The sequence below is a fragment of the Roseovarius tibetensis genome (assembly GCF_050896375.1).
Lineage (GTDB): Bacteria > Pseudomonadota > Alphaproteobacteria > Rhodobacterales > Rhodobacteraceae > Roseovarius > Roseovarius tibetensis.
The window spans coordinates 1-4903 of record NZ_JBPBBB010000086.1; the positions used below are offsets into that span (position 1 = coordinate 1).

At 60.3% G+C, this 4903-nt stretch carries 6 protein-coding genes; 2 read left to right on the top strand and 4 right to left on the bottom strand.

The window, feature by feature from the left end:
* The first annotated feature begins 379 nt into the window (after positions 1 to 379).
* Positions 380 to 646 (top strand): hypothetical protein, encoded by a 267-nt coding sequence (locus ACROSR_RS20090; protein WP_432687658.1) that lies wholly within the window; start codon positions 380 to 382, stop codon positions 644 to 646.
* A gap of 200 nt (positions 647 to 846) precedes the next feature.
* Here ACROSR_RS20090 and ACROSR_RS20095 read toward each other — a convergent pair whose 3' ends face one another.
* The 4 genes from ACROSR_RS20095 to ACROSR_RS20110 are packed head-to-tail and all read right to left on the bottom strand — an operon-like array spanning position 847 to position 4795.
* The gene (locus ACROSR_RS20095; RefSeq protein WP_432687659.1) at positions 847 to 1200 is read right to left on the bottom strand and encodes a 2Fe-2S iron-sulfur cluster-binding protein; all 354 of its coding nucleotides are present in this window, start codon (positions 1198 to 1200) and stop codon (positions 847 to 849) included.
* Between the two features lie 59 nt (positions 1201 to 1259).
* Positions 1260 to 2624 carry a selenium-binding family protein gene (locus ACROSR_RS20100; RefSeq protein WP_432687660.1) on the bottom strand — a complete coding sequence of 455 codons (1365 nt, stop codon included), beginning with the start codon at positions 2622 to 2624 and terminating at the stop codon, positions 1260 to 1262.
* 12 nt (positions 2625 to 2636) lie between these two features.
* Complete coding sequence (locus ACROSR_RS20105) at positions 2637 to 3650, bottom strand: IclR family transcriptional regulator (RefSeq protein WP_432687661.1); 1014 nt, start codon at positions 3648 to 3650, stop codon at positions 2637 to 2639.
* Positions 3647 to 4795: a pyridoxal phosphate-dependent decarboxylase family protein gene (locus ACROSR_RS20110; RefSeq protein ID WP_432687662.1), complete on the bottom strand. Its 1149-nt coding sequence runs from the start codon at positions 4793 to 4795 to the stop codon at positions 3647 to 3649. Before ACROSR_RS20110 ends, ACROSR_RS20105 begins: the two co-directional genes overlap by 4 nt.
* Here ACROSR_RS20110 and ACROSR_RS20115 point away from each other — a divergent pair.
* A partial coding sequence (locus ACROSR_RS20115) for a hypothetical protein (protein ID WP_432687663.1) occupies positions 4695 to 4903 on the top strand: 209 nt, incomplete at its 3' end. The genes ACROSR_RS20110 and ACROSR_RS20115 overlap by 101 nt on opposite strands.

A 4903-nucleotide genomic window follows, 5' to 3' on the forward strand; every position in this document is an offset into this window, starting at 1 on the left:
TCGCTGCTTGATCAAGCGCAAATCAAACCGCTCGGAGGACGTCGCCGGAGAATTTCCACCACTTTCGAGACACAACCAACCGTTCTGTCCTCATGGACTCCTGACATACAGCAAGTCGGCTGGTGAGGACGAAATTCCACTGGTCGGGGCGTCATCATCGCTTCTGGTTAAGAGCTACGACGGCCGAGATGTTCACGACGCGCAGACCGAGAGAGGGAGTCGGCCAAGTAAACTGCACCCGTGGCGCGCTCGAAGACACGAACGGCCCAAACCGGTCGCTCGCTTTCTGCCTCAACGCCGCAGTGCAGCTTCCCTATTTCGGACATTGGCAACGACGTAAGGAGCATCTACGGTATGCTTGGGAGTCGAGGGAATTTTGATGGAACGTGAACCAAACCTGGTCATTTCAGGCGCTTCGCAGCGCGTGGTCGAGGATGGCGTCCCCTTTAAGATTGATGTGTACAAACTCGAAGGCGGAGAGGGCTGGTCGCTGGAGGTTGTCACGGAGGACGGAACGTCTATTGTCCGGGATGATCTCTTCGACGACGATCAGGCCGCGTTCAATGAAGCGATAAAAACTATTCGCGAAGAAGGCGCTGTGACCTTCGCCAACGGCGGATCGAACGTCATTCCTTTTAAGCACTAAGCCACGTACGATCGACCCATACGAGACATTCGGCGGGTCGTGCAACGCCGCTCGGCAGCTTTCGCAATCCTACCGTTTGTGAGTCTTGCAGCATCTTGAAAAGTGGATGACAGCTGAGCGGGACTTTCTGCCATTCGCGACGAGCAGCAAATGCGTGCCCTGTCTGCCGCGTGCGTCGACGCTGATGGCATGCCATGAGGTCATTTTTTGCGCACTCGCGCCAGTTGCCCCGCGGCAGCGGCGCTGGCAAAGGGGTTGGTGTACAACTTGTCGTGGCTTTCGACGCCCACGTCGAAGACGCAATCCTCGTTCGGGCGGGCTACGCAGAGCAAGACGTAACCTTCTTCGGACTGGCGCTTGTTCAGCGCCGTGCCTTTTGGTTGGCGGACAGATCCTGAAATCATCCTGGCCGCGCACGTGATGCAGCCACCGTATCGGCAGGCGATCGGCAAGACATGTCCCGCCGCCTCGATCACGTCGATGATTGGCTCGTCCTCGCCGACCTCAAAAGACACGCTGCCGCGGTTTCGCAGCGTCACTGTGTGCTTGCGCATGTCTCCTCCTTGCAGATGGGACTCGGCCCCGAGGGGCCGAGAACGCTGGGGAAGAGCAGTCAGACCCAGATGTCGGAGGAACAGTCGCCGCCGGGATAGCGTGTTTCATGCGCCCGCGCGGGCCCGTGCGGCTCTTCGCTGAAATCGATGATGAAGTCGTCACGGATTTTCATGCCACCGTTTTTATTATCGCAATCCACGATCAGCATGATGCCGCCCTTGTCCTTCATCGACGGATAGAACTGGTTGTCCCAGGTCGAGAAGAGCGACGTCGTGACATAGAGCCGCTTGCCATCAAGCGACAGCTGGATCATCTGCGGCGCGCCGTCGACGGTGCGGCCGTTCACCTCGGGCGCCTTGCCCAGAAGCCCGCCGATCCAGACCTGGCCGGTCAGCTTGGGGTTGGCCGGGTCGGAGATGTCATACTGGCGCAGATCGCCGTGCAGCCAGTTCGAGAAGTAGAGATACCTGTCGTCCATCGATACCAGGATATCGGTGATCAGGCTCGGCATCGGAACGGGGAAGCCTTCGACATCCACGGGTGGCACGTCGATGACCTTGTTGATCTCGATCTTGCCGTTGTCCTTGTGGTAATGAAAGATGTTCGACGCCAGGGCGGCCCCGACAAAACCATGGGTGCTGTCGGGATTGTGGTGGAAACGGGCCTCCAGCGGGATCATCCCTTCCTCGCCAAGGTCAATGGACTGTTCCACCTTGCGGTTCTTGAAGTCCCAGAAATGGATATGCTGGCCGTATTTGCCCCGCGCCACGTCTTCGAGGTCAAAGCCCGGCATGAAGGTGTTGGGCGAGGCCCATTCGGTGGAGATCATCATGTTGTGGCGCGGCTGATACCAGAAGTCGTAGTTGTACTTCATGTCACCGAGGTCGCTTTCCCAGCGCCCGATGATGTCGAAATCCTTGTCCAGATGCAGGAACCCGCCGGGCCCGTTGCCATCGGCATCGCCCAGCATAGACACGATGATGTCGGCACCGAGACAATGGACGGTGTGAGGGGCCGACAGGTTGGTCTTGGCCTTGATCTCGTCGCCGTCGATTGTCTTGAACAGCGTTGGCTTGCGCGGATCCGTTGCGGTATCGACGATGTAGAAATTGGTGGTGCGCACGCCCGGGATGATCAGGTACTTGCGTTCCATGCTGCCGTCGGTATTGCACGAGGAACAGGCGTTCCAGCCCATGTGGTGCAACTCGTCTCCGACGACCGGCATTTCCGTCCGATGGATCACCTCGCCATATGTTGGGCTGTCCTCGTCAACGTCGATGGTGGCCAGGTAATCGGGTTTCTCGATCCCGGTCCCGGTATAGATGCAGATGGTGTAGACCACCTTTTCGCGCGGTGCCTTGATCGCCTCTTGCGGCGAGGCATAGCCCGGCCCTGCGCAGCAGCTCCCATTGTCTTCCGTCATGTCATTCCTCCTCTAATGTTGACGTAGTGATTGGCCATCTTGTTGTCGCACTGGCTTGAGCAGCGGGATGTCGGCTTCTTCAATCTGCGCCATGTTACACAGCTGGATAGCAGCGCTGATCTTGGCGGCGATCTGTATCAGCTGCTCGCCCATCTCTTTGCGATAAGCCGCCTTGAACCGGCGGACGGGACCGACCGCGCCGACACTGAACGACGCGCCGATATGGCCGATGAGCACCGGTGCCGCGACGCTCGAGACACCCATGTCAATTTCCTGATCGCATTCGGCATAGCCCTGTTCCGCGATCTTCGCGAACTCGGCCTTGAGGCGCGCTTTCGTGGATTTCGTGTATTTCGTGTAGGCGTTGAGCGCGCCGCCCAGGATCTCCTCCTGAAAGCTCTGCTCGGCAAAGGCAGCGATTGCCTTGGAACAAGAGCAGGCATGCATCGGGCGTGCGCCATAGCCGGGGTGTATGAACCCGCCGGACGGGTCGCCCGGCGTTTCGACGTGGATGATTTCGACCTGACGGCTGCGAAAGCGGGCGAGGAACACGGTGTCCCCGAACGTGGCTGCTGCCGCTTTCAACGCCGGCGCACACGCTCGGCGCACGTCGATGTCGGATTTGCCCAGCAGCGCGATGCCGATCAGGCGCTCTCCGATCAGATATTGCGCATTGCCGTCAGAGTGGTCGATCAGCCGATGGTTCGCCAGTGTTTGCAGCAGCCGGTAGCAGGTGGGGCGCGGCAATCCGGTTGCCTTCTGCACCTCTGCCGCGGTCAGCCCGCGACCGGCAACGGCAATGATCTCCAGAATTGCAATGAGGCGGTCCAAATGCACGGCAAGTCTCGCGATTCGAGTAATTGTCTCGAATGATGATCCCTTGAGCGGTGTTGATGCAAGGGAAATCTTGGGGCGCGCCCGGTCTCTGCCTATCTGACACCAACATAGATGACGGCAACCGGCCCAGAGCCGCCCTTCGAATTCACGATCCATGTCGCAACGCTGCTTCACGAAACCGCTGTTCAAGTCTGCCCATTGCCACGCTCATGCGTGACCTTGCGATCGTTATTGGGAAGCCTGTTTTTCGGGAAAGGTCTCATCCGCGGCCGAAAGCCCCCGGCATTCAGAACCAGTCCGAGGCGCGACACTTCTTCGACCAGGACATCCAGGTCCGCACGTGTCGTCCGGTGGTTGTTGATAGCAACGCGCAGGCAATGACGGCCCTTCACTGTCGTGTCCGACACGGCGGCGACACCGGTCTCCTGCAAGCGCAGCATGATCTCTGTGTTCAGCCGCGTCAGCGCCTCTTCCGGCAACGCGCCCGGGTCGTAGCGGAAGCAGACGATGTTGATGGATGTCGGAAAGCAAAGCTGCAGCTCCGGTATCTGCTCGATGCGCTCGGTCAGGTAACCGGCATGCGCCAAATCCTGTTCGATCAGGCGGCCGAATTTCGCGACGCCGTGTTCCCTCAGCGCCATCCAGACCTTGAGCGCCCGGAACCCCCGCGAGGTCTGAAGCCCGTAGTCGTGAAGCCAGGCGCCCGAGGCGATGCCGCGCGCGGAATTCTCCAGGTATTCGGAGCTCAGCGTGAAGGTGCCGTGATGCGCCGTGGCGTTGCGGACCAGTGCGCAGCCGACCTCGAAGGGCGCGTGCAGCCACTTGTGCGGGTCCAGCGCGATGGAATCGGAGCGCGCGATCCCGCGGACCAGCGCGCTGCTCTCGGGCGCGATGGCGAGGAGCGCGCCGATGCAGCCATCGACGTGAAGCCAGAGCCTCTCCTCGGCACAGATATCGGCGATCGCTTCCAGATTGTCGAGCGCACCAGTATTGACCGTCCCGGCGGTAGCGATCACGCAGGCGGGCGTGATACCGCGAACGCGGTCCTCGTCGATGGCTGCGCGCAGGGCGCAGAGTTCCATCCGGCAATCCGGTCCCGTCGGTACACGACGCAAAGCGCGGTTGCCGAGGCCCAGGGTCTCCATCGCGATCTGATGGCAGGAGTGGATCTGGTCGGAGCCGTAGAACCGAAGCGGCGCCGCCAACCCGTTGACACCTGATTCCCGCAGGTCGATGCCGGACATCCAGTTTCGCGCCACGGTCAGCCCGATCAGGTTTGCCATGGACCCGCCCGAAACCAGTGTGCCGCTGGCCTCCGCCGGGTATCCCATCATTTCCTTGAGCCAGTTGACGACCTGTTTGTCGGTAAGCGCCAGCTGGGCCCCACGGGCTTTTCAGCTTGACGTCTGGAAGTTCCAAGGGAGGAGTTCGTCGATCCGGTT

Bases quoted from the DNA above. Each gene is read 5' to 3' on its own strand.
- ACROSR_RS20110 (WP_432687662.1), bottom strand. From the start codon at position 4,795: ATGATGGGATACCCGGCGGAGGCCAGCGGCACACTGGTTTCGGGCGGG.
- ACROSR_RS20100 (WP_432687660.1), bottom strand. From the start codon at position 2,624: ATGACGGAAGACAATGGGAGCTGCTGCGCAGGGCCGGGCTATGCCTCG.
- ACROSR_RS20090 (WP_432687658.1), top strand. From the start codon at position 380: ATGGAACGTGAACCAAACCTGGTCATTTCAGGCGCTTCGCAGCGCGTG.
- ACROSR_RS20095 (WP_432687659.1), bottom strand. From the start codon at position 1,200: ATGCGCAAGCACACAGTGACGCTGCGAAACCGCGGCAGCGTGTCTTTT.